24 protein-coding genes and 1 tRNA gene are annotated in these 24284 nt (G+C 68.3%); 11 read left to right on the top strand and 14 right to left on the bottom strand.

What is annotated here, in order from left to right; translation table 11 throughout:
• Complete coding sequence (locus tag H5395_RS10900) at window positions 1–819, top strand: substrate-binding domain-containing protein (RefSeq protein ID WP_182792603.1); 819 nt, start codon at window positions 1–3, stop codon at window positions 817–819.
• The gene (locus H5395_RS10895; protein WP_182792602.1) at window positions 816–1343 is read left to right on the top strand and encodes a rhodanese-like domain-containing protein; all 528 of its coding nucleotides are present in this window, start codon (window positions 816–818) and stop codon (window positions 1341–1343) included. The genes H5395_RS10900 and H5395_RS10895 overlap by 4 nt, the downstream gene beginning before the upstream one ends.
• Here the strand turns inward: H5395_RS10895 and H5395_RS10890 are convergent.
• Together H5395_RS10890 and H5395_RS10885 are read right to left on the bottom strand one after the other, a co-directional pair.
• A complete protein-coding gene (locus tag H5395_RS10890) occupies window positions 1340–2272 on the bottom strand; it encodes a PQQ-binding-like beta-propeller repeat protein (protein WP_182792601.1) in 933 nt (310 codons plus the stop codon). The genes H5395_RS10895 and H5395_RS10890 overlap by 4 nt on opposite strands.
• Window positions 2269–2814 (bottom strand): SRPBCC family protein, encoded by a 546-nt coding sequence (locus H5395_RS10885; protein WP_182792600.1) that lies wholly within the window; start codon window positions 2812–2814, stop codon window positions 2269–2271. Before H5395_RS10885 ends, H5395_RS10890 begins: the two co-directional genes overlap by 4 nt.
• A gap of 251 nt (window positions 2815–3065) precedes the next feature.
• On the opposite strand from H5395_RS10885, the gene H5395_RS10880 reads away from it, so the two are divergent.
• The 7 genes from H5395_RS10880 (at window position 3066) to H5395_RS10850 (ending at window position 8767) form a co-directional block, all read left to right on the top strand.
• Complete coding sequence (locus H5395_RS10880) at window positions 3066–4214, top strand: ABC transporter substrate-binding protein (RefSeq protein WP_182792681.1); 1149 nt, start codon at window positions 3066–3068, stop codon at window positions 4212–4214.
• Window positions 4215–4220: 6 nt separating this feature from the next.
• The gene (locus H5395_RS10875) at window positions 4221–5183 is read left to right on the top strand and encodes a YVTN family beta-propeller repeat protein (RefSeq protein WP_182792599.1); all 963 of its coding nucleotides are present in this window, start codon (window positions 4221–4223) and stop codon (window positions 5181–5183) included.
• A 21-nt stretch (window positions 5184–5204) separates the two neighbouring features.
• Window positions 5205–5762: a hypothetical protein gene (locus tag H5395_RS10870; RefSeq protein WP_182792598.1), complete on the top strand. Its 558-nt coding sequence runs from the start codon at window positions 5205–5207 to the stop codon at window positions 5760–5762.
• Between the two features lie 30 nt (window positions 5763–5792).
• Window positions 5793–6554, top strand: a complete 762-nt coding sequence (locus tag H5395_RS10865) for an ABC transporter ATP-binding protein (protein ID WP_370576443.1) — start codon at window positions 5793–5795, stop codon at window positions 6552–6554.
• Window positions 6551–7348 carry an ABC transporter permease gene (locus H5395_RS10860; RefSeq protein WP_182792597.1) on the top strand — a complete coding sequence of 266 codons (798 nt, stop codon included), beginning with the start codon at window positions 6551–6553 and terminating at the stop codon, window positions 7346–7348. Before H5395_RS10865 ends, H5395_RS10860 begins: the two co-directional genes overlap by 4 nt.
• Window positions 7345–7929: a hypothetical protein gene (locus H5395_RS10855; RefSeq protein ID WP_370576442.1), complete on the top strand. Its 585-nt coding sequence runs from the start codon at window positions 7345–7347 to the stop codon at window positions 7927–7929. Before H5395_RS10860 ends, H5395_RS10855 begins: the two co-directional genes overlap by 4 nt.
• Before the next feature lie 67 nt (window positions 7930–7996).
• A complete protein-coding gene (locus H5395_RS10850; RefSeq protein WP_182792691.1) occupies window positions 7997–8767 on the top strand; it encodes a hypothetical protein in 771 nt (256 codons plus the stop codon).
• Between the two features lie 48 nt (window positions 8768–8815).
• Here the strand turns inward: H5395_RS10850 and H5395_RS10845 are convergent.
• The 7 genes from H5395_RS10845 to fdnG all read right to left on the bottom strand — a co-directional run bounded on the left by H5395_RS10845 (window position 8816) and on the right by fdnG (window position 17911).
• A tRNA-Sec gene (locus tag H5395_RS10845) sits at window positions 8816–8911 on the bottom strand.
• Window positions 8912–10825: a selenocysteine-specific translation elongation factor gene (gene selB / locus H5395_RS10840; RefSeq protein WP_182792596.1), complete on the bottom strand. Its 1914-nt coding sequence runs from the start codon at window positions 10823–10825 to the stop codon at window positions 8912–8914.
• Entirely contained in the window at window positions 10822–12189 is a 1368-nt protein-coding gene (gene selA, locus H5395_RS10835) for an L-seryl-tRNA(Sec) selenium transferase (RefSeq protein ID WP_182792595.1), read from the bottom strand. Before selA ends, selB begins: the two co-directional genes overlap by 4 nt.
• A complete protein-coding gene (fdhE, locus tag H5395_RS10830; protein WP_182792594.1) occupies window positions 12189–13106 on the bottom strand; it encodes a formate dehydrogenase accessory protein FdhE in 918 nt (305 codons plus the stop codon). Before fdhE ends, selA begins: the two co-directional genes overlap by 1 nt.
• Before the next feature lie 34 nt (window positions 13107–13140).
• Window positions 13141–13827 (bottom strand): formate dehydrogenase subunit gamma, encoded by a 687-nt coding sequence (locus H5395_RS10825; protein WP_182792593.1) that lies wholly within the window; start codon window positions 13825–13827, stop codon window positions 13141–13143.
• Window positions 13827–14837, bottom strand: a complete 1011-nt coding sequence (gene fdxH, locus H5395_RS10820) for a formate dehydrogenase subunit beta (RefSeq protein ID WP_234450750.1) — start codon at window positions 14835–14837, stop codon at window positions 13827–13829. Before fdxH ends, H5395_RS10825 begins: the two co-directional genes overlap by 1 nt.
• Window positions 14834–17911, bottom strand: coding sequence for a formate dehydrogenase-N subunit alpha (gene fdnG, locus H5395_RS10815; protein ID WP_182792592.1), 3078 nt, complete (start codon window positions 17909–17911; stop codon window positions 14834–14836). The genes fdxH and fdnG overlap by 4 nt, the downstream gene beginning before the upstream one ends.
• A gap of 211 nt (window positions 17912–18122) precedes the next feature.
• Between fdnG and selD the strand changes: the two genes are divergently transcribed.
• Window positions 18123–19166 (top strand): selenide, water dikinase SelD, encoded by a 1044-nt coding sequence (gene selD / locus H5395_RS10810; protein WP_182792591.1) that lies wholly within the window; start codon window positions 18123–18125, stop codon window positions 19164–19166.
• Window positions 19167–19175: 9 nt separating this feature from the next.
• On the opposite strand, the gene H5395_RS10805 is transcribed toward selD, so the two are convergent.
• Complete coding sequence (locus tag H5395_RS10805; protein WP_182792590.1) at window positions 19176–19619, bottom strand: hypothetical protein; 444 nt, start codon at window positions 19617–19619, stop codon at window positions 19176–19178.
• A 61-nt stretch (window positions 19620–19680) separates the two neighbouring features.
• On the bottom strand, window positions 19681–20247 hold the full coding sequence (efp, locus tag H5395_RS10800) for an elongation factor P (RefSeq protein ID WP_182792589.1): 567 nt from the start codon (window positions 20245–20247) through the stop codon (window positions 19681–19683).
• Between the two features lie 77 nt (window positions 20248–20324).
• Between efp and epmA the strand changes: the two genes are divergently transcribed.
• Window positions 20325–21362, top strand: coding sequence for an EF-P lysine aminoacylase EpmA (gene epmA, locus H5395_RS10795; protein WP_182792588.1), 1038 nt, complete (start codon window positions 20325–20327; stop codon window positions 21360–21362).
• 245 nt (window positions 21363–21607) lie between these two features.
• Here the strand turns inward: epmA and H5395_RS10790 are convergent, their stop codons facing one another.
• From H5395_RS10790 to rpe, 3 genes are read right to left on the bottom strand one after another with little or no spacing between them, the layout of a single operon-like run.
• Complete coding sequence (locus tag H5395_RS10790; protein ID WP_182792587.1) at window positions 21608–22237, bottom strand: response regulator transcription factor; 630 nt, start codon at window positions 22235–22237, stop codon at window positions 21608–21610.
• Window positions 22234–23538, bottom strand: coding sequence for a histidine kinase (locus tag H5395_RS10785; protein WP_182792586.1), 1305 nt, complete (start codon window positions 23536–23538; stop codon window positions 22234–22236). The genes H5395_RS10790 and H5395_RS10785 overlap by 4 nt, the downstream gene beginning before the upstream one ends.
• Before the next feature lie 49 nt (window positions 23539–23587).
• Window positions 23588–24277, bottom strand: coding sequence for a ribulose-phosphate 3-epimerase (rpe, locus tag H5395_RS10780; protein WP_182792585.1), 690 nt, complete (start codon window positions 24275–24277; stop codon window positions 23588–23590).
• Window positions 24278–24284 lie beyond the last annotated feature (7 nt).

Here is a 24284-nt window from a genome sequence, read left to right as displayed (position 1 = left end):
ATGTGCCCGATCCGCATCCTGCGGCTGGCGGCGGCCCTGGCGGTTCTTGCCGGTGCCGCCGGGGCGCAGGTGGCCGACCTGCGTTCGACCACCGCGCTGCGCGTCTGCGCGGACCCGGCGGCGGTGCCGATGTCGGCGCAGGACGGCTCGGGGTTCGAGAACCGGATCGCCGGGCTGATCGCCGAACGGCTGGACCTGCCGGTCCAGTATTTCTGGTTCCCGCAGGGGATGGGCTTCATCCGCAAGACGCTGCTCGACGGCAACTGCGACGTGGTGATCGGCTTTGCCCAGGGCGACGAGCTGGTGCAGAACACGAACCACTACTACACCTCGGTCTATGGCATCGTGACCCGCAAGGATGGCGAACTGGCCAGGGTGGACCGCCTGAGCGACCCGGCGCTGAAGGGGCGTGACCTCGGCGTGGTCGCGGGCACGCCGCCCGCGTCCCACATGGCGCGGGCCGGGCTGGCCAAGGACATGCGGGGCTGGGACCTGTTCGTGGACCGGCGGATCGAGGATCCGGTCGGCGACATGCTCAAGGGCGTCCATGACGGCACACTGGATGCCGCCGTGCTGTGGGGCCCGCTGGCCGGACCGCTGGTCAAGGCCGACCCGGACCTGCAGTTCACGCCGCTGCTGAAGGAGGAAGAGGCGCCGCGGCTCTTTTACCGCATCACCATGGGCGTCCGTCCCAGCGACCAGGAATGGAAGCGGGAATTGAACAGCCTGATCCGCCGCAACCAGGACGAGATCAACGCCATCCTGCATGAGGCCGGAGTGCCGCTGGTGGACGACTACGGCCAGCAATTGCTGCCATGAACCGGCTGGTGGCGGGGCTGGCGCTTGCGATGCTGGCCAGTCCCGCCATGTCCGCCCCGCCCGAGCCTGCGGGTTTCCATGGAGAGCCATACCGCTCGCCCGTGCCAGAGACGCTGGCGGGGGCAACCGTGCTGGACCTCGCGGAGCTGCAGGACTGGCGGGCGCAGGGAGCGGTGCTGATCGACGTGATGCCGCAGGTCCGCAAGCCCGAGAAGCTGCCCGAGGGCACCCTCTGGCGGCAGCCTTCCCATTACACCATTCCCGGCGCGATCTGGCTGCCGGACACCGGCTATGACCGGCTTGCGCCCCAGGCCGAGGCTGCGTTCTATGCGGCGCTCGACCGGCTGACCCGGGGCAACCGGGCGGCACCGCTGGTCTTCTTCTGCAAGGCCGATTGCTGGATGAGTTGGAATGCCGCCAAACGCGCCGTCCTGCGCGGCCACGTCCGCGTCGGCTGGTTCCCCGGGGGCACCGACGTCTGGCTGGCCGAGGGTGAGGATCTCGTTCCCGCCACCTCTCCCTAGCGGTCGGGGCCGACGAACAGCCCGAAGGATCGCGGGCCAGATGGCACGTCGATCACCCGCTCGATGCTCAGCGTCTCGCCGTCGATGATCGACAGTTCGTCGCTGTCCCAGCTTGCGACGGCGATGCGGCGACCGTCCGAAAGGGCGGCGATCCCTTCCGGGTAATCCCCGATTCCGATGCTGCCGAGCGTCTCCAGCGAAACCGGGTCGAACACCGTCACCGTCCCTGCATATTGATCGGTGACAAAGCCCCTGCCTGCCGCGAAGGCCAGGCCATAGGGATGATCGCCCGTGGCCACGCTGCCGACCCGCGCGCCTGTCGCCGCATCCAGCACCGTCACGCTGCGGGATTGCACATCGGTCGTCCAGAAGCGCCGGTCATGGAAGACCACGGCATAGGGATGGCTGCCGGTGCCGGCCTTCCACAGCGCCTGCCCTGTCGCCGCGTCGAAGCCCGACACCCGGTCATCGTCACGATCCGCCACCGCCACGATCCGGCCATCATCCGACAAAGCCACGCCCGCCGGGGCCTTGCCCGTGGGCGCGGACCAGATCTCGCGCTGGCCCGAGGGGTCGAGCCGCCTCAGCCGCGCCCCATACCAGTCCACAGCGAACAGATCGCCATCGGGCGCAAAGGCCAGCCCGAAGGCGCCTTCGCCCAAGCCCACCTGCCCCAGAACCGCACCGCCCGTGTCCAGCAGCGTCAACTCGCCCGTTTCGGCGGCGATGACAGCCGCCCGTCCCCGCGCCGCATCATAGGCGACCGGGGCCGGCGCGTCCGGCACGGGAACCACCACTCGGACCGTGCCGGAATCCAGTTCGACGATCGCGACTTCATTCGCGCTCTGCGCCGTGACGAAGGCGATGTCCTCTGCAGCGGCACCCATCGCGGCCAGTATCAGCAGCCCGGCCGCAACGGCGCGGATCACTGCGCCCGGCCGTGCTTTTCTACCAGCGCGTCCAGCCCGGCACGGTAGATGCCGGTAACGGCCGCGACCGCCGCCTCGTCGTTCAGTTCGGGCGGCGGCTCGTTGTTGGGATAGCCGCGGTAGAAGCCGCCCTTCCAGACCACCTCGGCCTTGCCGCCCGCGTCCTTCACGCAAAGGGTCGAGGCATAGTTCGTCACCGGAAGAACCGTCACCTCCACTTGGGTGATCATATAGGCGTAGCAGCGCTTGTCCGGCTGCCACTTGGTCAGTCGCTCGGTGATCGTCGGATCACCCTCGGCGTTCAGGTGCAGCACGCGGGTCGAGCCGTCGGGCGTGGTGGCATCGGCCGAGGTCAGTTCGGTTCGCGCGATGGCCGGATGCCAGGACATGTCGTCGAAGCGGCCGATCTCGGCCCAGACCTCGTCGGGGGTGGCGTCCAGCGTTTCGGACAGTTCCAGCTTGAGGCGCACAGGCCCATGCGCCTGCGCCGCGCCGCAGGCGACCAGGGTCGCGGCGGCAGCCAGCGCGAGAACGGATTTCATGCAAGTCTCTCCTGATGGATCGTGCCGCGGGCGCCTCGCCAAGGCGGAATGCGCGCGGCCTGTGGCGCGCAGCTTAAGCACGTCGCGCCGCGCGTCCATCAGCCGAAGGTGGCAGGCAAGTTCGGCAAGCGGCGGGGGAAGGTTTGGCAGGTTGCATCGGCGGCTTCACGCCTCAAGACTGCGGGCCGGAGGAGGAGTCCATGCGTTCACCCGTTTCCCTGGCGGCGCTGGCGCTGCTGGCGTTTTCGGCAATGCCGGCGCTGGCGCAAGCACCGGCCCAAGCCGAGCCGCAACTGATCCGCGCGGCCGTGCTGCGCGTCGATACGCCCGACCTGCCGCCGATCTCGCGGCTGGAACTGCCGCCCGAGGACATCGGCTTTGCCGGCGCGCGCCTCGCGATCGAGGACAATGACACCACCGGCCGCTTCATGGGACAGGATTTCGACGCGGTCGAGGTCGCCGCCACCCCCGAGACCGCCGGGGAGGAACTCGACCGGCTGCTGGGCGAGGGCATCCAGTTCGTCGTCCTGCTCGCCGACGACGAAACGACCGTGGCCCTTGCCGATCAGGCCGGCGACCGTGCGCTGGTCTTCAATGCCGCCGCCCGCGGCGACGCCCTGCGGGGCGAGCAGTGCCGCGCCAATCTCATCCACACCGCGCCCAGCCATGCGATGCTGGCCGACGGGCTTGCGCAGTTCCTGATGTGGAAGCGCTGGCCGCGCTGGTTCATCGTCCACGGCAGCCACCCCGAGGATCTGGCGCTGGCCGAGGCCTACCGCCGCGCCGCCACCAAGTTCGGCGCGCAGATCGTCGAAGAACGCGAGTTCACCGATACCGGCGGGGCGCGCTCCACTGATTCGGGCCATGTGCAGGTGCAGGCGCAGCTTCCGGTCTTCACCCAGCGCGCGCCTGACCATGACATCATGATCACCGCCGACGAGAACGGCGTCTTCGCGGGCTACATGCCCTATCACACCTGGGACGCGCGACTGGTCGCGGGTTCGGCGGGCCTTGTTCCCCGAAGCTGGCATCCGGCGCTTGAGGCCTGGGGCGCGACCCAGTTCCAGAACCGCTTCGAACGCCTAGTGAACCGTCCCATGCGCGAGGAGGATTACCAGACCTGGATCGCACTGCGGATGGTGGGCGAGGCCGCGACCCGCACCCAGTCCGCCGACCCCGCTGCCCTGCGCGACTATATCCTGTCGCCCGATTTCCAGATCGCGGGCTTCAAGGGCCAGAAGCTGACGGTCCGCGACTGGGACCACCAGTTGCGCCAGCCGATCCTGCTGACGACGGGGCTGCTGACGGCCAGCGTCAGCCCGCAGGACGAATACCTGCACCAGACCAGCCCGCTGGACACCCTGGGCATCGACCGCCCCGAAACCGCCTGCACCTTCTGAGGGACCATGAGACACGCACTCGCCATCCTGTTGCTGACGACGATCGCCACGCCCGCCTTGGCCAACAAGGTCTATGTCTCGAACGAAAAGGGCAACGACGTGACCGTCATCGACGGCGACACGCTGGAAGTTCTGGGCCATTACCCGGTCGGCAACCGCCCGCGCGGCATCACCATCAGCCCGGACGGGACAGAGCTTTACGTCTGCGCGTCCGACGACAACCTCGTGCGCGTCTTCGACCCCCAGACGATGGAGGAACTGCACACGCTGCCCTCGGGACCCGACCCGGAACTGTTCGTGCTGCACCCCTCGGGCAACCCGCTTTACATCGCCAACGAGGACGACAACCTCGTGACCGTGGTCGATACCCAGACCCACAGGGTTCTGGCCGAAATTCCCGTGGGGGTGGAACCCGAGGGCATGGGCGTCTCGCCCGATGGAAAGGTGGTCATCAACACGTCGGAAACGACGAACATGGCCCATTTCATCGACACCGACACCTACGAGATCACCGCCAACGTGCTGGTGGACAGCCGCCCGCGCTTTGCCCAGTTCTCGGACGACGGCTCGCGGCTGTATGTCAGTTCCGAAATCGGCGGCACGGTCAGCGTGATCGACCCGGCCACGCAGGAAATCACCAGGAAGATCAGCTTCGAGATCCCCGGCGTGTTGCCCGAAGCCATCCAGCCGGTCGGCGTGCGCGTCACCTCGGACGGCAAGAAGATCTTCGTGGCCCTCGGCCCGGCGAACCGGGTCGCGGTGGTCGATGGCGACAGCCTTGAGGTGACGGATTATATCCTCGTCGGCCAGCGGGTCTGGCAACTCGGCTTCACGCCGGACCAGAAACATCTCTACACGACCAACGGCAATTCCAACGACGTCACGGTGATCGACGTGGCGACGAATACCGCGATCAAGTCGATCCCCGTGGGCCAGCAGCCCTGGGGCGTTGTCGTCGCGCCGAACTGATCAATCACAGGGAGAAAAAACATGACCAGACTGCTGACCGCCGCCATGCTGGCGGCCCTGCTCGGCACGCCCGCGCTGAGCCAGACCGCCCCCGCCGAACCTGCCGCCGACGCGCCGCAGGTGGCGCAGGCCGCACCCGAGGCCGAGGGCGAGGATGACGACGACGAGGCAGAGGAAGCCGCTGCGCCCCTGACCCAGGTCCAGCACCACGATTACGGCCCCTCGGGGATCATGACGCGGTCGAACCGCGCCGATCTGGCGCCGCTGACGCTCGCCTCGGGGCAGCCGGTCGCGGGTGAGGAATATGCGCTGCAGTCGGGCGGCTTCTACCGCCTGCCCATCGTGGCTGATGGCAGCGCGGAACTGGCGCTCTCGGGCGGCGACTTCTTCCGTGCCATTTGGATCAACGAGGTCGTCATCAACGACATCGAGATCCGCCCCATGGGCGTCCACTCGATCGAGTTCGACGCCGCGGGCGAGGCGCTGATCAGCTTCATCGCCATCCAGCCCGGTCGCTACACGCTGTCGATCCCCGGCTCGTCGGGCGAAAGCCAGCAGGCGGTGTTCAACATCCGCTAGAGCCTTGACGGGAGGGCGGCGGTTGTCACGATGGCCGCCCGAGTTCTTCCGTCCCGGCCCATGACCACGCCTGCGCTTCACGTCCAGAATGTCAGCCACAGCTTCGGCCCCGTCCGGGCGCTGGATGACGTGTCGCTGGTGGTGCCGCGCGGGGGCTTCACCGCGCTTCTGGGCGTGAACGGGGCGGGCAAGTCCACGCTCTTCAACCTCGTGACGCGGCTTTACGCCAATCGCTCGGGCGTGATCGAGGTCGCGGGCCACGACCTGCGCCGCCAGCCGACCGAGGCGCTGCGGCGGCTGGGGGTCGTCTTCCAGTCCCGCGCGCTGGATGCCGACCTGACGGTCCAGCAGAACCTGATGTATCACGCGGCCCTGCACGGCATCAGCCGGGCAAGGGCGCGGCCACGCATCGCCGAGGTGCTGGCCCAAGTCGATCTGGCCGACCGCGAGGGCACCCGCGTCTCGGCCCTGTCCGGCGGACAGGTGCGCCGGGCCGAGATCGCCCGCGCCCTGATCCATGCCCCCGAGCTTCTGCTGCTGGACGAGGCGACCGTGGGCCTTGACGTCAAATCCCGCGCCGAGGTGCTGGCCCTGACCCGCCGCCTGATCGCGGATCAGCAGGTCTCGGCCCTCTGGGCGACCCATATCCTTGACGAGATCGAGCCTTCGGACGGTCTGGTGATCCTCCACCGCGGCCGCGTCCTGTTCACCGGCACCGCGGGCGAAGCCGCTGCCGCAGCGGAAGGCGATCTAACCCGCGCCTTCCTCCATCTGACCGGGGTGCCGGGATGAGTGGCTGGACCACGGCCTTCGGCGGCATCAGTCGGCGCGAGACGCTGCGCTTCGTCAACCAGCGCGGCCGCTTCCTTGCAGCACTCGTGCGGCCGCTGGTGTGGCTCTTCATCTTCGCGGCGGGCTTCCGGGCGGTCCTGGGCCTGTCGATCACGCCGCCCTATCAGACCTATGTGCTGTATGAGGTCTATGTCACCCCCGGCCTATGCGCGATGATCCAGTTGTTCAACGGGATGCAGTCCTCGCTGACGATGGTCTATGACCGCGAGACGGGCGCGATGCGGACACTGCTGGTCAGCCCCTTCCCGCGCTGGTTCCTGCTGGGATCGAAGCTGGTGGCGGGCGTGATCGTCTCGATCATCCAGGTTTACACATTTCTGCTGATCGCATGGCTGTGGGGCATCCACCCGCCGCTCTGGGGGCTTGTCGCCGTTCTGCCCGTGCTGGTCCTGTCGGGGCTGATGCTGGGGGCGATGGGGCTGTTTCTGTCATCCGCCATCAAGCAGCTGGAAAACTTCGCGGGCGTGATGAACTTCGTCATCTTCCCGATGTTCTTCGCCTCCTCGGCGCTTTACCCGCTATGGCGGATGCGGGAATCCTCGGTGCTGCTGTATGACATCTGCCGCTTCAACCCCTTCACCCATGCGGTGGAACTGATCCGCTTTGCCCTTTACCTCCAGGTCAACTGGCTGTCCCTTGGGGTGGTGCTGGGCTGCCTTGCGCTGTTCTTCGGCGGCGCGGTCATGATGTATGATCCGGGCCGCGGGATCGGCGTCCGGCGAAAGGGGGGATGATGCGCTTTCTCATGCTGTTGGCGGCGCTGGCGGCCGCGCCGGCCCATGCTTTCACGCCCACGCCCGACTGGCCCTGCGTGCAGGCGCGCCAGCCGCATCTGTCGCTGGGGCAGGTCTGGACCGGACCGCCACCGCATGAAGCTGCGCGTGAGACGCCCGAGATCGCCGCGCTGGCCGAAAGGCTGGCGCAGCGCCGGATGCCGGTCGAGGAAGCCACCGCCGCCATCGACGCCTTTGCGCAAGGCAAGGATGCCGAGACGCTCGCCATGCTGATGCAGGCGGTCTTCCAGCGCATCGACGCGCAGCGGTCGGCGATCATGGGGGGCATCTCGCGCTATGGCCACCGGCAGGTGGCGCTGGCCGAGCGGGTCGAGGCCCGGCGCACCCGCATGACGGAACTGCAGGCGGCCGAACCCCCAGATTTCGACGCCATCGACGCCGAGGAGGAGGCGCTTGACTGGGACATGCGCGTCTTCACCGACCGCCAGCAGAGCCTGACCTATGTCTGCGAGACCCCTGTGATCCTGGAACAGCGGCTGTTTGCGCTGGGACGGGCCATCGCGGCGCATCTTCCGCAATGAGCCGGTGACGCACGGAACCCGCGGTGATAGTCTGGGTTGAACCGGATCAGCCTGAAAGAGTCACCCGATGACCAAGCGCATCACTGTTCTTTTCCTTGCAGCCGCGCTGACGGCCGGCCCCGCGCTGGCCCAGACGGCTCCCGGCGGAACCTCTGCACCGGCCGGGGCCCCGGCGACCGCGGCACCCGCCGCCACTGCTGCGGCCGCAACGACGCCTGCAGCCGCGCCTGCGGCAGCCGCTGTCGCGACGACAGAGCCTGCGGCCCCGCAGTTCACGCCGGTTCCCGTGAACGATCCCCATGTCCCCGCGCCGATCGCCGCCCGCGCGGTGGCCTCGGACTACACCCCGCCACCCGCGCCGGTGGTCGAGGCCGCGCAGACCGTCAACACCGCCACCACCTCCGCCCAGCCGACCCCCACGGTCGCCGGCGTGCCGGTCGAGCCGGCGCAGACGGCAATGCCGCAGACCACGGTGCAGGCGATGACCACTCCAGCCCCCGGTGACACGACCGCGGCCCAGGCGCTTGCCACCAGCAACACGCCGCCCATCGAGACAGCGCAGGGCGCGGTTCCCGCCGGAACCGAGGCGGCGGCAGCCATCGAACCGCCCTCGGACCAGTCCACTGCCGGCTCGGCCGAGGCGGACGAAGGTGTGGCGACTGCCGCCACCACGCCCGACCGCGCCACCGGCGACGGCACCGCGCCGGGCAACGCAGGCTCGACGGGCTGGACAGGGGGCCTGGGCGGCTCGCAGATCGGGACCAACACGGCGGGTGCTGTGCCCGAATCCAAGACCTGGCAGCCCCCGACGGCGCGCGGCCTCGACCTGCAGGGCTGAAGCGCGCGAATGACAAGGCCCCGCCGATCCGGCGGGGCCTTTCGCATCTGGCGGAGGAGAATGGGAGTCGAACCCACCCGGGACAGGCGCGCTGCCCCAACCGGATTTGAAGTCCGGCCGCCCCACCGGGGACGATTCTCCTCCTCAGCCGAAAAGATCGGCGCGATGGGGATTGATGCGCCGCAGATCGCCGCGACGCAAGGTGACCCCCTGCCTATCATAGAAGTCGAGGATCTCGATAGCCACCTTGCGGCCGTTCTGCAGGCGGTCACGAAAGGCTGCGGCGGTGACCCAGCCGTCCGGGGCCTCGGCCTGAACATCGGCGATGATGCGGACCATCTCGGCGGTGGTCGGGCGCAGGAAGAAGTGGTCGTTGCGGATCTGGTCCACGCGCCCCTGACGCGCCGCCATCCGCAACACGCGGCGCACATCGGCCTCGGGCACGTCCCATTCGGTCGCCATGTCGCGCACGCGCGGCGGGCGGAAGCGCGCCTCGCCCGACAGTTCGGGCAGGATGCGGGCGTAAAGCGCCTCGTCCTCCTCGGACAGCCGCACGACATGGCCGGGCAGGCGCAGGAAGGCCCCTTCGGCCACGATGTCGCCCGCCGCGATCCGCTCGGCCACGAAAGCGGCGAAGGCCTCTTTCGGCAGGCGCGGGGTCAGCGCCAGCCGCAGCCGCTCGCGCCCCAAGCCCTGCATCTCGGGCGAATCCTCGTGAAAGCGGGCAAGGGCGTCCAGCATCCCCGCTACCAGCCCCCTGTGGGTCAGAGGCGACAGCGCGACCCTTGCAGCGCCTGATTCCAGCACCCTGACGCCTTCGGTCACCCGCTTTGCCTCGTCTGGGCCAAGGGCGCGATCGCGCAGGAAGGCTGTCAGATCGACCACATGAGGGGGTGCCGCCAGCATTGCCTGCAGCGCTTCGGCCGGATCGGGGCGTGCGGCTGCCTCAAGCTGCGCCAGCCGTTCGGGCGTGCGGCGGCGGCGAGCGGGCGCGCGCAGGTCGAGGAAGGCCCCGCCCCCGATGGTGCGCCGGGCCGAGACGTCGCGCAGGATATAGCGGTCGCCCACAGCCGCGGCGATGGGCTGGTCCAGGACCAGTTGCACCGGCCCCTCGGTCCCCGGCGCTAGCGGATCGGCCAGCGGCACGATCCGCGCCCCGACCTCGGCTGCGCCGCTGTGCAGGCGGGCAGGAAACCATGTGCCGATGGGACGCGCTTCTGATCCCAGCACCCGCAGGCTGGCGTCGATTCGCTCGGTCGGCGCGTGCAGCGCGGGGTCCACAATCATGTCGCCGCGGTGAATCGCCTCGCGTCCGATGCCCTCACCCGCAAGGTTCAGGGCGCAGCGCTGGCCGGCCACGCCAACCTGGACCGGCTGGTTCTGGGCATGGATCGCCCGCACCCGCGCGGTCAGCGCCCGCGGCGAGACCATGACCGTGTCGCCAACCGCCACCCGGCCCGCCAGCACCGTGCCGGTGACGACCGTGCCCGCCCCCTTCAGGATGAAGCTGCGATCCACGCCGAGACGGAAGCGCGTATCCTCGGCCTGTTCCGTGGTCTCGGCCTCGGCTTCGGCCAGAGCCGCGCGCAAGGCCTCGATTCCTTCGCCGGTGAGGGTCGAGACGGGGATGATCGGCGCGCTCTCCAGTCCCGTGCCGTCCAGCAGCGCCTCGATCTCGGCGGTGACAGCGGCGCGGCGGGCGTGATCGGCGAGGTCCGCCTTGCTCAAGCCCACGATGCCGCGGTGGACCCCCAGCAGGTCGAGGATCGCCAGATGCTCGCGCGTCTGCGGCATCACCCCGTCGTCTGCGGCCACGACCAGCAGGGCAAGGTCGATGCCGCCCGCGCCCGCCAGCATGGTGTGGACGAAGCGTTCGTGCCCCGGCACGTCCACAAAGCCGGTAATGCCGCCGCCGCCCAGATCGGCATAGGCAAAGCCCAGTTCGATGGTGATGCCGCGCGTCTTTTCCTCGGCCAGCCTGTCGGCATCGACGCCGGTCAGCGCCCGGACCAGCGCCGTCTTGCCGTGGTCGATATGCCCCGCCGTCCCGACGATCATCGCGCCGCCAGCGCCCCCAGCAGCGCTCCGTCATCTGGCAGGCAGCGCAGGTCCAGCAGCAGCGCGCCCCCCTGGATGCGGCCGATCACCGGCAGCGGCAAGGCGCGCAGCCGCGCGGCCAGCCGTTCCGGCGCATCACCGCCCTCGCCCGTGAAGGCCAGCGCCGCCGAGGGCAGGGTTTCCACCGGCAGCGCGCCCGAACCGATCTGGCTGGAACAGTCCACCACCTCGACCCGCCAGTCGGGCAGCATCGCCGCAATCGGCGCCAAAAGCCTTTCCGCCTGCGACGCGATCTCGTCGCGCGGGCGGGTCAGCATCCGCAGGGTCGGCAGCCGCTCGGCCAGCCGGTCGGGGTCTCGGTAAAGCCGCAGCGTGGCTTCGATGGCGGCAAGGCGGATCTTGTCCAGCCGCAGTGCGCGTTTCAGCGGGTTGCGGTTGATCCGGGCGATCAGGTCGGCGCGGCCGACGATGAAGCCCGCCTGCGGGCCACCCAGCAACTTGTCGCCGGAAAAGGTCACGATGTCCGCCCCCTCGGCCACCGCCTGCCGCACGGTGGGCTCGGCGGGCAGCCCCCAGCGCGTCATGTCCAACAGCGTGCCGGACCCGAGGTCGTTCAGCATCGGCACGCCTGCCGCCTGCGCCATCCCCGCGACCTCGGACGGGGGGACGACGGCCGTGAAGCCCTCGATGCGGTAGTTCGAGGGGTGGACCTTCATCATCAGCGCCGTATCGGGCGTCACTGCGCCCGCGTAGTCGCGGGGATGGGTGCGGTTGGTGGTGCCGATCTCGACCAGACGGACACCCGCACGGGCCATGATGTCGGGGATGCGGAAGGCACCACCGATCTCGACCAGCTCGCCGCGCGAGACGATGGCCTCGCGCCCTTCCGCCAGCGCGTTCAGTACCAGCAGCACGCCGGCGGCGTTGTTGTTGACCACCGTGGCAGCCTCGGCCCCGGTCAACTCGCAGATCAGCGGGGCGACCAGCGCGTCACGCTCTCCGCGCCGACCGGTCGCAAGGTCGAATTCCAGCGCAGCAGGGGACCGCATGGCGGCGCTTGCGGCCTCGATGGCGGCCTCGGCCAGCACGGCCCGGCCGAGATTCGTGTGCAGCACCGTGCCGGTCAGGTTCAGCACGGGGCGAAGGGCGCTTTGCGCGGCTGCCTCCAGGGCCTCGTCTGCGCAGGACGCAATCGCGGCGCCGTTAGGTGTCGCGCCGCCGGTGCGGACGGCATCCCGCGCCGTTTCCAGCGCGGCCCGCAGCGCATCGGTTGCAAGCGCACGACCGTGGCGCGCGACCAGCGCCTGTCCCTCGGGCGAGAACAGCAGACGATCGACCGAGGGCAGGGACCGCAGCCCCTGCATCAGTAGCCGATGAGGAAGGGGTTGAACCCGGCCCGGCGCCACTTGCCGTCCCGCATCAGCGCGTCAAGCCCCAGGCTCGCCACGTCGTCGGCGATGGGTTCCAGCGCGGGGTTCTTGTTCTGGGCCATCTGCTTGACCCAGGATTCGCATTCGTCGCAGGTCTCGGCCTTGACCTGCGCCTCGCCCGTGCCGTCGTCCACCGCCTGGAAGGCGATGCCCTTGGTGGAACCGCAGTTGAGGCACTTGACCCGCACCTCGTTCCACAGGGTCTGGCAGCAGGCGCAGGCGGCATAGCGGGTGCCCTCGGCCCCCATCACGCCGGTGATGATCGAGCTTGCGGGCTTGCCGCCGCAGGCCGGGCAGACGCCGGTGCGGATGGCGACCAGTTGGTCCGCGTCCAGCCGACCAGCCAGCCGCGCCATGTGAACCTGCACGGCGGCGGCCACGAACAGGTGCGGCGCGGCGCTGTCTTCCGGCACCACGTCGTCCATGATGTTGGATACCAGCCAGCGCCGGTCCTCAGCCGTGGCCGCTCCAAGCGCATCCAGCGCCAGCTTCGCCTGCGCCGGCATCTCGATCTCGCGCGCCGCCCTGACCAGCGTGTCCAGCGTCTGCGCCAGCAAGGGGTCGTCGATCAGCGCGTGACGGTCGAGCGGCGGCATCCGCGCGGCGCGGGCCATGGCGATCCGGTCCTCGGGCAGCGCCTGCGGCTGGGGCAGGTCACCGACCAGCTGCGCCTGCACGCGGCACAGCGCCGCGAGGAACAGAAGATAAGGGGAAAGGTTCGAGCCAACGGCCAGCCGTTCGAAACGTTCGGCGCGCTGGATGAACAGCCGCGCGGGCTTTGGCAGAATGGCGAGCGGCGGCGTGGGGACGCCGCCGATTATCTCGGGTTGAGCTTCGATACTGTCGGACATGACGCCTCCTTGGGCCGGACCGGCCACCGAAGGCTTACTCTGCCGGTTTCGCGCCCTGACGTCTAGCCAGTTCCCGCAGCCATTTCCGGTGGTGCCGCCACGACCAGCCGCCGGTCACGGTGCCCCGTGTCATCGCCCGCAGCGTGCCGCGCGTCCACAGCGCCGCGAAGATGTGCAGGATGAACACCAGCACGATCAGCACGGCCGAAACCGAGTGGACAAAGATTGCCAGCCGCCGCGTTTCCACCGACACGATGTCGGGAAAATACTGGTACCACATCATGATGCCGGTGATCAGCAGCACCAGGATCAGCCAGAACATTCCCCAGAACACGCTTTTCTGCCCGAAGTTGTACTTGCCAAGTTCGGGCAGCCGCTCGTCATGTCCTGTGATCACATCCTTGATGTTGCGGGTCCAGACCAGGTCCTCGCGCCGGATGATGTTCAGATGCACGAGCTGGACGAACATCCCCAGGAAGCTGATCGACAGGGCGATGCCGACGAAGGGATGCAGCCAGCGGGTGTTCTGCCCGCCGCCGAACAGGGCCGTCAGCCCGAACAGCGACGGGTGGAAGAAGGCGAAGCCCGACAGCATCAGCACGATGAAGCAGAGCGCGGTGAACCAGTGGTTGATGCGGGTGAAGGTGACGTAGCGCCTCACCTCCACCGGCTCCATCTGGACAATGGCGTCCGTGGGTTCCGAGAACTTCGGTTCGACCATCAGGCGTTCCCCCGATCGTCTGGCCGTGCCACCGGGGCGGCGGCCAGCTCTTCCTGAACCAGTTCGCGCGCCTCGACCTCGTCCTCATGGCTGACCTTGTTGCCCCGGTGGAACAGCGCCATCGCGGCCGCGCCCACCGCCGCAAGACCGACGGCGGCGATGCCGACAGGCTTGGCCGGGCCCTTCCAGTTCTGCACCACGTCCGAGATCTTCGGGTCTTCCGGCAGGTCGTTGTAGATCGTCGGCTTGTCGGCGTGATGCAGCACATACATCACATGCGTTCCGCCCACGCCCGCCGGGTCATAGAGACCGGCGTTGTCGTAGCCGCGCGATTTCAGGTCCTCGATCCGTTCGGCGGCAAGCGACTTCATGTCCTCCTTGGTGCCGAAGGTGATTGCCTGGGTCGGACAGGCCTTGGCGCAGGCCGGGCCTTGGCCGACGGCCACTCGATCCGAGCAGAGCGTGCATTTCTTGACGACATGCTTCGTCGGGCTGAGCCGCGGGATGTCGAAGGGACAGCCCGAGATGCAGTAGCCGCAGCCGATGCAGTTCTCGCTGATGAAATCCACGATGCCGTTGGAATACTGCACGATCGCGCCGGGGGCCGGGCAGGCCGTGAGGCAGCCCGGTTCCGTGCAATGCATGCAGCCGTCCTTGCGGATCAGCCATTCGAAATCCCCGGTTTCCGGGTTGTCGTATTCGGCGAACCGCATCAGCGTGTACATTTCGGGCGTCAGGTCGAGCGGGTTCTCGTAGATCCCCACGTTCGACCCGATCTCCGGGTTGGTGTCGTTCCATTCCACGCAGGCGGACTGGCACGCCTTGCAACCGATGCACTTGCTGACGTCGATCAGCTTTGCGACCTCGGTCAACTGCCGCGGGCTTTCCGCGACCGGACCCCCGGCCGAGGAACGGATCACGTCCCCCTGGCCGAGGTTGGCGGGCATGGGCTGGGTCGGCGGGTTCGCCACCGCCGTGCGTGGGCTGTCCATGTTGGGTGATGTGGTCACGACATGGCCTCCCCGACGGCAGGTTCGATGTTGACGAGGAACGCCTTGAACTCCGGCGTCTCGATATTGGCGTCACCGACAAAGGGCGTCAGGCTGTTCGGCCCCCAACCCTTCTTCGCGGCACCCACGAAGCCCCAGTGCAGCGGGATGCCGACGACATGGACGGTCTTGCCGTCGCAGATCATCGGCTTGATCCGCTTGGTGACCAGCGCCTTGGCCCAGACCTCGCCCCGCTTGGACCAGACCCGCACCCGGCCGCCGCGCTCGATGCCCTTCTCGGCGGCCAGCTGTTCGCTGATCTCGACGAAGAACTCGGGCTGCAACGCGGCATTCACCTTGTTGTGCTTGGTCCAGTAGTGGAAGTGCTCGGTCAGGCGGTAGCTGGTTGCGACGAAGGGGAACTCGTCCGAGGTGCCCAGTTGGGCCACGTCCGATTCGAACATCCGCGCCACCGGGTTACCCCGCATCCTGGCGTTGAAGACGTTCTGAACGGGGCTTTCAAAGGGCTCCATATGGGTCGGGAACGGCCCGTCGCGCATCATGCCCCGGCTGAACAGGCGCGAGACGCCTTCCTGGTTCATGATGAACGGCATGACCTCGCCCGGCGGTGCGGTGGGCGAGATGTCGGGAATGTCGTTCCCTTCCCACCGCTCGCCGTTCCAGGTGATGATCGGACGCGAGGGGTCCCAAGGCTTGCCTTCGAGGTCGGCCGAGGCCCGGTTGTACAGCGTCCGCCGGTTCAGCGGCCAGGCCCAAGCCCAATTGAGATGGACACCCATGCCGCTGGGGTCGGAATTGTCCCGCCGTGCCATGTTGTTGCCATCCTCGTTGTAGCTGCCGGAATAGATCCAGCAGCCCGAGGCCGTGGTGCCGTCATCGCGCAGTTCCGCGAATGACTTGACCTGCTGGCCCGCCGCGGTCAGCAGCCGCGTCGGGTCCGCCGGGTCGAACACATCCGCCAGCGCGCTGCCGTTCATCTCGCGCGCGAGTTCGTGCGGGTTGGGCTCGTGCTCGTCGGCATAGGGCCAGGTCATGTTGAGGATCGGGTCCGGGAAGGCCCCGCCCTCGGTGCGGTAAAGTTCGCGCACCCGCAGGAAGATCTGCGACATGATCCAGACGTCGTTCATCGCCACGCCGGGGCTGTCGGCAGCCTTCCAGTGCCACTGCAGCCAGCGGCCCGAGTTCACCAGCGCGCCCTCGTCCTCGGCAAAGCACGAGGTCGGAAGCTGGATCACCTCGGTCTGGATCTGGGACGGGTCCACGTCGTTGTAGGCCCCGTGGTTTTCCCAGAAGCGCGCCGTTTCCGTTTCCAGCGGGTCCATGACGACCAGCAGCTTCAGCTTGGACAGGGCCGAGGTGTTCTTGTTGCGGTTGGAGAGCGCCAGCAGCGGGTTGAATCCCTGGCAGAAGTAGAGGTTGACCCTCCCCTGATCCATCAACTCGAACATCCGCAGCATGTCATAGGCCGGCACGTCCAGCTTGGGCAGGTAGTGATAGGCCCAGTCGTTGTCCGCCTGCGCCGCATCCCCCCACATGGTCTTCATCCAGGAAACCATGAACTTGGGATAGTTCTGCCAGTAGCTGGTCTGACCCGGAAGCAGCGGCTTGAAGGCCCGCGACTTCATGTAGGTATCCCAGTCGGGTTCCTTTTCCGTCGGGATGTTCAGGTATCCCGGGATCAGGTTCGACATCAGCCCCAGGTCGGTCAGGCCCTGGATGTTGGAATGCCCGCGCAGCGCGTTCATCCCCCCGCCCGGCACCCCGATGTTGCCCAGGATCAACTGCAGCATCGCCATGCCGCGGATGTTCTGGGCGCCCTTGGAATGCTGGGTCCAGCCAAGCGCATACATCGAGGTCATGGTCTTCGTGGGCGAAGAACATTCCCCGATCATCTCGGCGATCTTCAGGAAGCGGTCCTTGGGCGTGCCGGTGATCCGCTCGACCATCTCGGGCGTGTAGACGTCCACATGGGCTTTCAGCAGGTTCCAGACGCAGCGCGGATGCTGGAAGGTCGGGTCTGTCAGCACATAGCCGTCGGGGCCGATCTGATAGTCCCAGCTCGACTTGTCGTAGTCGCGCTTTTCCTCGTCATAGCCGGTGAACAGCCCGTCCGACCAGCCGAACTCTTCCTTCACGAGGAACGAGGCGTTGGTGAAGGCCTTGACGTATTCCCACTGAACCTTGTCGTTCTCGATCATCCAGCGGATGAGGCCCATGAGGAACGCGATGTCGCTGCCGGGACGGATCGGGGCATAGTAATCGGACACGGATGCCGTGCGCGTGAACCGGGGGTCCACGACGATCAGCTTGGCGCCGCGATGATGCTTGGCCTCGGTCACCCACTTGAAGCCGCAGGGATGCGCTTCGGCGGCGTTGCCGCCCATGACGACCACGAGGTCGGTATTCTTGATGTCGGTCCAGGAGTTCGTCATCGCTCCACGGCCAAAGGTCGGGCCCAAACTGGACACCGTGGGGCCGTGTCAGACGCGCGCCTGGTTGTCGAAACCTACAATTCCCATGGACCGGACGACCTTGTAGGTCAGCCAGGCCGTTTCGTTGGTGGTTGCCGAAGCCGCCAGGAAGCCGGTCGTCGTCCAGCGGTTCACCGGCACGCCAAGCTCGTTGGTGGCCAGGAAGTTCGCGTCGCGGTCGTCCTTCATCGCGCGGGCGATGCGGTCCAGCGCCTCGTCCCACGAGATCGGCTCGAACCGGTCGGAACCGGGACGGCGGACCATCGGCTCGGTCAGGCGGGTTTCCGCGTTGACGAAGCCCTGCAGCGCCGCACCTTTCGGGCACAGCGTTCCGCGGTTGACCGGGTGGTCAGCGTCGCCCTCGATATGGACGACCCGGCGCTTGCCGGACTCGTCGGGGCGGGCGTAGATGATGATGCCGCAGGCAACCGAGCAATAGGGGCAGGTGTTGCGGGTCTCGGTGGTCTGGGCTAGCTTGAAGTCGCGCACATGCGCGAGTTCCGCTGCCTCTGCCCCGCCGAAGCCCATGGCCCCCAGCGATGTTGCCGCGACTCCCGCACCCGCCAGCTTCAGGAAGCCGCGACGTGAGAGGTCGATGTTCATTCGATCCCTCCTATTGCCTGTCGATCAGATAGGTCTATCCATATTGGTATGCTTTTGTGCGCTGAGTCAACCGGCATGGGCGCGTGGCGCCATGTGATCACAGCGATGTTGGATCGCCGTGGCCCGGTCTTGGTCGCACTTGGGGCCGGGGCGTGAACTCGGCCGGGCAATCTGCTAGGAAGATTCCCGACAGGTTGCAAGGAGCCTTGAAATGAACGTCCCCTCGATCCGCCTTTCCCAGTTGTCCCATGGCGGCGGCTGCGGCTGCAAGCTCGCGCCGGCCGTGTTGCGCGAACTGCTGGCCGACCAGCCGGTGGCACAGGTTTTCCCACAGCTTCTGGTCGGGACGGAAACGGCGGATGACGCCGCCGTCTGGCAGATCGACGACAGGACCGCGGTGATCGCCACGACCGACTTCTTCATGCCGATGGTGGACGACCCCCGCGCCTTCGGCCGGATCGCGGCTGCCAATGCGATTTCCGACATCTACGCCATGGGGGGCCGCCCGATCATGGCGCTGGCGATCCTTGGGATGCCCATCGACAAGCTGCCGGTGGAGACGATCCGCGAGATCCTCGACGGCGGCCGGTCCATCTGCGCCGAGGCCGGCATCCCGGTCGCGGGCGGCCATTCCATCGACTCGCCCGAGCCGATCTACGGGCTGGCCGTGATCGGGCTGGTGGACCCCGCGAAGCTGCGCCGCAACGCCAGCGCGCGGCCGGGCGACAGCCTGATCCTGACCAAGGGGCTGGGCGTCGGCATCTATTCCGCCGCGATCAAGAAGGGCGCGCTGGATCAGGCGGGGATCGACGAGATGATCGCCTCGACCACGCTTCTGAACCGGATCGGGGTGGAACTGGCCGAGGACGAGGCGATCCACGCCCTGACCGACGTGACCGGCTTCGGCATCCTCGGCCACGGGCTTGAGATGGCGCGGGGCTCGGGCGCCAAGGTGGTGATCGACCGCGCCGCGCTGCCGTTGCTGTCCCGCGCCGAGGAACTGGCACAGTCCGGTCACGTCACAGGGGCCTCTACCCGCAACTGGGCCGCCTACGGGTCCGAAGTGACGTTGCCCGAAAACACGCCCGACTGGCGCCGCGCCCTGCTGACCGACCCGCAGACCTCGGGCGGGCTGCTGGTTGCGGTGGCACCCGAGGCAGCGGACGGCTGGGTGCAGCGCTTGCGTGATGCGGGCTATCCGCTTGCTTCGGTTGTCGGGCGGGTGGAAGAAGGCAGCGGCATCACCGTCGTCTGAGCGGGTTGCTCAGGGCTGGGCGATGCCGGTCTGGATCTCGGTGGGCTTGTCGGACCAGCGATACCTGACCTTGTAGCCCAGCTTGCCCACGCCCTTGCCGGGCCGGATCAGCACGTCGAAGGACGCGGCCCCCGGTTCCGTGCCGCGGGCCTGCGCCACGCGGTATTCGCTGATGTCGGAACAGTTGTGCTTTCCGCCGCGCGGTGCGGGCGGCCAGGTCTCGGTCTGCGTCACCGGGTCGTAACGGGCGACCTCCAGCATCGACACGATGCGCCCGCCCAGCCGCAGCTTGCGGCAGATCTGGCGCAGGTCGGCCGGGATGGCGGCATAGTTCAGCGCGGTGACGCGCATCCGCCCCCAGCCGTCCCATCCGGTTGGGGCGGCCAGCACGACGGCTGCGAATTGCAGCGGCGGACGGTCCTCGACCCGCATCTGTCGCGCGGCGTTGAACATTGGCAGACATTCCTGGTGAATGAAGGCAGACGCCGGCGTGGACCGGCGCCCCCGAACGGCATCAGTCCTTGGCGCGTTCCACGTAGGAATTGTCCTCGGTGTTGATGACGATGCGGGTGCCCACGCCGATATGGGGCGGCACCATCACCCGCAGGCCGTTGTCCACCGTGGCGGGCTTGTAGGAGGAGGAGGCCGTCTGGCCCTTCACCACCGGCTCGGTTTCGGTGATCTCGACCGTGATCCGCTGCGGCAGGGTCATGGCGATGGGCAGGCCGTTGTAGACCTGCAGAAACACCCGCATGCCTTCCTGCAGATAGGCCTTCTGGTCGCCGATCATGTCGGCGGCGGCCACGACCTGCTCGTAATTCTCGGGTTCCATGAAGTGGAAGCCCTCGCCGTCCTCATACAGGAAATCGTAGCCGCGTTCGTCCACATGGGCGCGCTCGACCTGCTCGGTCGTCCGCCAGCGTTCCGAGACCTTGGTGCCGTCCGAGATGCGGCGCATGTCCACCTGGGTAACAGGCGTGCCCTTGCCGGGATGGAAGTTCTGGGCGGTAAGGACGACATAGAGCTTGTCGTCGATCTCGACCACGTTGCCTTTGCGCAGGGTGGATGCGATGACTTTCACGGGCGTCTTTCTTGCGATGGGGGAATGCGTGGATTATCGGCGCGCTCCTTAGCGCAGACTTGTGGAAATCGCCAGAGATGACTGAAACGCCCTGGTGGGACGCGCGCAGGCATGCCGACCGCCGCCCCCTGCTGCTGGCCCGCAACCGCATACAGCGCAGGGTCCGCGACTGGCTGGACGAGAACGGGTTCACCGAGGTCGACCCCGCTGCGCTGGCGGTCAGCCCCGGCAACGAGGCGCATCTGCACGGCTTTTCCACCGACGCCATCGGCAACGACGGGGTCGCGCGGCGGCTGTATCTGCACACCAGCCCCGAATTCGCCATGAAGAAGCTGCTGGCGGCGGGCGAGACCCGCATCGCCGCCTTCTCCCACGTCTGGCGCAACCGCGAGCGCGGCGCACTGCACAGCCCCGAGTTCACCATGCTGGAATGGTATCGCGCGGGCGAGCCTTACGAGACCCTGATGGACGACTGCGCCGCCCTGCTGCGGATCGCGGCCGAGGCCGCGGGTTCGACGGAACTGCGCTTCCGCGGCCACCGCTGCGACTTCTTCGCCGCGCCCGAGCGGCTGTCGGTGGCCGACGCCTTCCAGCGCCATGCAGGCCTCGACCTGCTGGCGACGGTCAGTGCGGATGGCGCGACTGACCGTGACGAGCTGGCGCAGCAGGCGCAGGCAGCGGGACTGCGGGTCGCCCATGACGACACCTGGTCCGACATCCTCAGCCGCGTTCTCGTGACCTTGATCGAGCCGCATCTGGGCCACGGTCGCGCCACCATACTCGATCGCTATCCCGCGCCCGAAGCCGCGCTCGCCCGGCGCGCCGGGGATGACCCCCGCGTGGCCGAACGCTTCGAACTTTACGCCTGCGGGGTGGAACTGGCGAACGGCTTCGGAGAACTGACCGACCCCGCCGAGCAGCGCCGCCGCTTTGCCGCCGAGATGGCCGAAAAGGCCCGCGTTTATGACGAGGCCTATCCGCTGGACGAAGATTTCCTGTCGGCGCTGGCCCATGTGCCGCCCGCTTCCGGCATTGCGCTGGGCTTTGACCGGCTGGTGATGCTGGCGACCGCCGCGCCCCGGATCGACGAGGTGATGTGGACGCCCGTGCCCTGAGGACGCGTCACGCCCACGTCACGGCCATCCCGCATCCCTGTCACCCATGCCGCCCAGCCAGCGCCTCGACGGATCATGGGAATGTGTCGATGCGCCTGCACCACAGCCACATCATCGTCGCCAATGACAACAACCTGCTCTTTTCGGGCGGGCACGAGATCGGGCGGGCCGCGGACAATGAGTTCATCCTGCTGCCGGTGCCCTGACTGCTGGCCGCCCGCTGAGAGCATGGCCTTCCCGTCCGGTCAGCCGCGTTCCAGCGCATGGCGGATCAGGCCGGTCATGTTCGCAACGCCCAGCTTGCGCTTCAGCGTCGAGGTCGCGTTGGCGACGGTCTTGTAGCTGACGCCAAGCTGGTCGGCGACCTCCTGCAAGGACCGGCCCTCGCCCAGCAGCGCCAGCACCTGATCCTCGCGGTCGGTCAGCGCGGCAAGGCTTTCGGCCCCCGCGCGGCGGGTCGCCAGCGCCAGGGCCTGCCGGGGCGACAGGTAGAACTCGCCCGCTTCCAGCGCCCGGATGGCGGCGTTGAACTCCTCGGGCGGGGCGTTCTTGGACAGGAAGCCCTGCGCGCCCTCGGCCAGCGCCCGGGCGGCGAAGCCCGCCTGGTCGTTCATGGAAAACATCAGGATCGAACTGTTGGGCGAGCGTTCAAGGATCGGGCCGATCAACGACAGCCCGCCCGCGCCCGGCAGCGAGATGTCGAGGATCACGATGTCGGGGCGGTGATCGTCCAGCAGCGCCAGCGCCTCGTCCCCCGACATGGCCTTCAGCACGCTTGCATAGCCAAGGTCGGCCAGCAGCCTGCCGCAGCCCAGATGGGTGATCGGGTGGTCGTCCACGACCATGGCGGTGCGGGTCAGGGGCTGGTCCATCATGCAGGCTCCGGCAGTGTCGCGCGAAGTGTGACACCCTTGGAACCGTCCCGCACCTCGAAACTGCCGCCGAGCAGCGCCACCCGCTCGCGCATCCCGGACAGGCCGTTGCCTTCGGCGGCCCCGCCCCGCCCGCGCCCGTTGTCGGACAGGCCGACCTGCCAGCCATCCGCCCCGTGCGAGACGCTTGCCGTGACCCGGCTTGCGCCCGCGTGGCGCAGGGCGTTGGTCGTGCCTTCCTGCAGGATGCGGTAGATCGTCAGCGCCACGGCCTCGTCGGGCTCGGGCAGGTCGGGGGCGAGGTCGAGCGACCAGACGATGCCCTCGTGGCGCTGGGCGAGATCCTCGAACATGTCGGACAGGACCGTGGCCAGCGGCAGTTGCCCCACCGCCATCGGCCGAAGTCCCGACAACAGCGCCCTGTTCACATGGCCGATCTGGTCGGCGATGGCGAGGATGTTGCCCGCCCGGTCGCGCAGGCCGGGGTCGGTGGTGGCGTCGCGGATCGCCGCCGCCTCGACCCGCAGGGCGAAAAGGCAGGGGCCGTATTCGTCATGCAGGTCGCGGGCGACGGCCTTGCGTTCCTGGTCGCCCCGCTCGACCACCTGCCGCGACAGCCGCGCCCGGTCCGCCTGCGCCGCCGCCAGCGCCGCGCCCAGCCGGTCCACGTCGCCCGCCAGCGGCTTGAGGTCGGGGGTGCCCACCCCGCCGATGCGTGCCCCCGTGTCGCCATGCGCCAGCCGGTTCAGCACCGCCGAGACGCGCGCGAGCGGCCTGAGGCCCCCGCGCAGGATCACCGGGGTCAGCGCCAGTTGCGCCAGCCCCGCCAGCGCCAGCAGCAGGGCAAGGGTGCGGGCATCCTCCCACACCTCGGCGATCTCGGCCCCGGCATCCTCCGAGATGACGACATGCCCGCGCAGGTGGAAGTTCTCGATCACCGGAAGTTGGGTAGACCGGGTGCGGGGGGCGAGCAGGCGCACGAACCATTCCGGGGCGGGCTCGTCCTGGGTCGCGTGGGCAGCGGGGATCAGGGTGCGGCCCGTCGCCAGGTCATAGATCATGATCCGCGCGTGGCGGGGCTGCACCAGCCGGTCGGCCAGCGCGGCGGTCAGTTGCCCCGGCGGCACCGCGCCGATCAGCGTGGCGATGGTGGTGACGACAAGCTCGCGCGCCGCGCGCGTCGAGGCCTCGATCTCGGCCGCGACCGCCTGCCGGGCATTGGCCGCAAGCAATGCGCCCAGCCCGCCGACCAGCGCAAGCTGGACGACGAGGACCAGGGCCGCGATGCGAAGCGTCAGCGTCATCGCCCCGGATGTGACACGCCGCGCAAGGGCGGGGCAACCGGGCCGGGCGTCAGGCCAGCGCCGCCTCGGCCGCGGCGCGGATGGCGCGGATGTTCTCGCCGTAAGGGGCGCTGTTCGACACCGAGCCGCCCCGGAACACCGCCGAGCCCGCCACCAGCACATCCGCCCCTGCCTCGGCCAGCCGCGGGGCGGTGGCCGGATCGACGCCGCCGTCGATCTCGACATGCACGGGACGGTCGCCGATCATCGCGCGCAGGCGGCGGACCTTTTCGGTCATGTCGATGAACTTCTGCCCGCCGAAGCCGGGGTTCACCGTCATCACGCAGATCAGGTCGGCAAGGTCCAGCAGATGCTCGACCGCTTCGGCCGGGGTGCCGGGGTTCAGCGCCACGCCTGCCTTGGTCCCCGCGCCCCGGATCGCCTGCAGGGTGCGGTGGATATGCGGCCCCGCCTCGACATGGGCGGTGATGATGTCGGCGCCCGCCTTCGCAAAGGCGTCGATAAAGGGGTCCACGGGCGCGATCATCAGGTGGACGTCCATGACCGTGGTGACATGCTTGCGGAAGGCCGCGACGGCGGGGGGGCCGAAGGTGATGTTGGGGACGAAATGCCCATCCATCACGTCCACATGCACCCAGTCGGCGCCCTGATCCTCGACCGCGCGGATCTCGCGGCCGAAATCGGCGAAATCGGCCGACAGGATCGAGGGCGCGATCTTGATCTTGCGGTCAAAGTCCATGGAGGTC

Origin of the sequence: Paracoccus sp. MC1854, from assembly GCF_014164635.1 — a bacterium.
Lineage (GTDB): Bacteria > Pseudomonadota > Alphaproteobacteria > Rhodobacterales > Rhodobacteraceae > Paracoccus.
The sequence above is the reverse complement of the archived record's forward strand: the minus strand, read 5'-3'. Positions and strand labels throughout refer to the sequence as shown.